This is a genomic window from Streptomyces sp. NPDC046876, from assembly GCF_040645035.1.
In the GTDB taxonomy this organism is placed as follows: Bacteria; Actinomycetota; Actinomycetes; order Streptomycetales; family Streptomycetaceae; genus Streptomyces.
Map to the genome: position 1 here is coordinate 1 of NZ_JBEYXK010000219.1, position 2,213 is coordinate 2,213.

1 protein-coding gene and 1 pseudogene are annotated in these 2,213 nt (G+C 74.8%); one reads left to right on the forward strand and one right to left on the reverse strand.

Annotated elements, in window-relative coordinates; genetic code table 11:
* Positions 1-478 (reverse strand): annotated as a pseudogene (locus tag ABZ924_RS38435) (serine/threonine-protein phosphatase); the annotation flags it as partial.
* 231 nt (positions 479-709) lie between these two features.
* On the opposite strand from ABZ924_RS38435, the gene ABZ924_RS38440 reads away from it, so the two are divergent.
* The coding region (locus ABZ924_RS38440; protein WP_361920373.1) for a PAS domain-containing protein at positions 710-2,213 on the forward strand (1,504 nt) is incomplete at its 3' end.

The window sequence follows — 2,213 nt, forward strand, 5'->3', positions numbered from 1 at the left end:
CGCCGATCTGCGCCTCGCCCTCGGCGGCCAGGTACACCGCGGCCAGCCGCAGCGGACCCATCCGGTCGCGCAGGGGCCGCAGGACCACCTGTTGTGCTGCCTCGGCGACCGACCGCAGCCGGGTCAGCTGCCTCTCGTGCACCTCGCGCAGGTGTGCGAAGAAGGTGACGAAGATCGAGATCAGCACCAGGGCGATGATCTGGAAGGTGTGGTTCAGATCCGTGAGGGTGGTGCGCGCACCGGCGACCGCCGCCTGCGCCGCCACGGCCACCAGGCCGACGAAAGCGGTCATGCGCGGCCCCGCGAAGGAGGCCGTCACGGCAGGAGCCGCCACCAGGAACGGACCCAGGTGCACATCGGGCGGCGCCGCCAGGTCCACCGCGGTGACGGCCGCGATCAGGGCGAACGGAACCGACAGCAGCGCCCAGCGCGGCCCGCCGGCGCGGCGGCGACTCGGGTGCGACAGCCGGTGGTCCATGCCCCCTGGATACACCGCTCCCCGGGATCCCGCCCATCCCCCGCCCGGCACCCGGCCGTACATGATCCGTCGTACGGCCGAATCGACGGGCGGCCACAGTGCCGCTCCCCGCCGGTGGGGGGAGGATGGGATGCGCCCGGAGCGCGCGGACCGGGCCGCCCGGGCCGGCCGGGCGGCGGCGAGCGGCCGACGCACCGCCCCTTCGGCGGCGGACGGGAAGGAGCGGTCGGCATGAGTACGGCGAACGACGTCCCGGCCGGTACGGATCCGGAGGCCGAGGGCCCCGCCACCGGGCCGGGCCTGCTGGACGTCCTCGGCGTCGCGGCGGTGGTCCTCGACGCGGAGGGGCGGATCGCCCTGTGGAGCCCGCAGGCCGAGCAGCTCTTCGGCTACACGGCCCGGGAGGCGCTGGGCCGGTTCGCGGCCAGCCTGCTCGTCGACGAGCAGCACCTGGACCTCGTCCTCTCCCTCTTCCGGAAGGTGATGTCCGGCGGCGGGCCGTGGGCCGGGGTCTTCCCGGTCCTGCACAAGGACGGCAGCACCCGTCTGGCGGAGTTCCGCAACATGCGCCTGGAGGACCAGGAGGGCCGGCTCTACGCCCTCGGCATCGCCTCCGACCAGGCCACCCTGCAGCGCCTCGAACGCGACCTGGCGCTGTCGATGCGCCTGGTCGCCCAGTCCCCGATCGGCCTCGCCGTCCTGGACACCGACCTGCGCTACGTCCTGGTCAACCCCGCGCTCGAACGCATCAACGGCCTCCGGGCCGCCGAGCACGTGGGACGCCAGGTCCACGAGGCCCTCCCGCACCTGGACGTCGCCTCGCTCGAGGCGGCCATGCGCGAGGTCCTGATCAGCGGCGTACCCCGGCTGAACCAGTTCACCACCGGCCGCACGCCCGCCGACCCCGACCAGGACCACGCCTGGTCCGTCTCCTTCTACCGGCTCGAGGACTGGGCCGGGCGGCCCATCGGCATCGCCGCCTCCATCGTCGACGTCACCGAGCAGCACAAGACCTCCCTCGCCGTGGCCCTCGCCCGCCAGCGGCTCGCCCTGATCGCCGACGCCTCCGTCCGCATCGGCACCACCCTCGACCTCGGCGTCACCGCCCGCGAGCTCGGCGACATCGCCGTACCGCAGCTCGCCGACCTGGCCACCGTGGACGTCCTCGACGCGGTCCTCGTCGGGGACCACCCGCCCGGCGTCGCCGCCGGCGAGACCGTGCAGTTCCGGGCCCTGGCCATCAAGGCCGCCCGCCCCACCCCCGCGACGCGCGCCGCCGACCCGGTCGGCTCGCTCGCCCGCTACGACGCCACCCGTCTGGTCACCCAGTGTGTGCGCACCGGCCGCCCCATCCTGCTGGCCCACGTCGGACCACAGGACCTCTCCCGCATCGCGCGCGACGCCGAGGCCGCCGCCCTCCTCGCCGAGGCCGGCCTCCACTCGTACCTGGCGGTGCCGCTCATCGCCCGCGGCGAGGTCATCGGCGCCCTCGGCCTGCAACGCACGGTCAATCCGCTCCCGTTCGACCAGGACGACGTCATGCTCGCCGGCGAGCTCGCCGCCCGCGCCGCCGTCTGCATCGACAACGCCCGCTGGTACCAGAAGCAGCGCCACGCGGCCCTCACCCTCCAGCGCCACCTGCTGCCCCACCACCCGACGCCGACGCCCGGCCTGGAGATCGCCTACCGCTACCAGCCCGCCACGACCGCCGGGGAGGTCGGCGGCGACTGGTTCG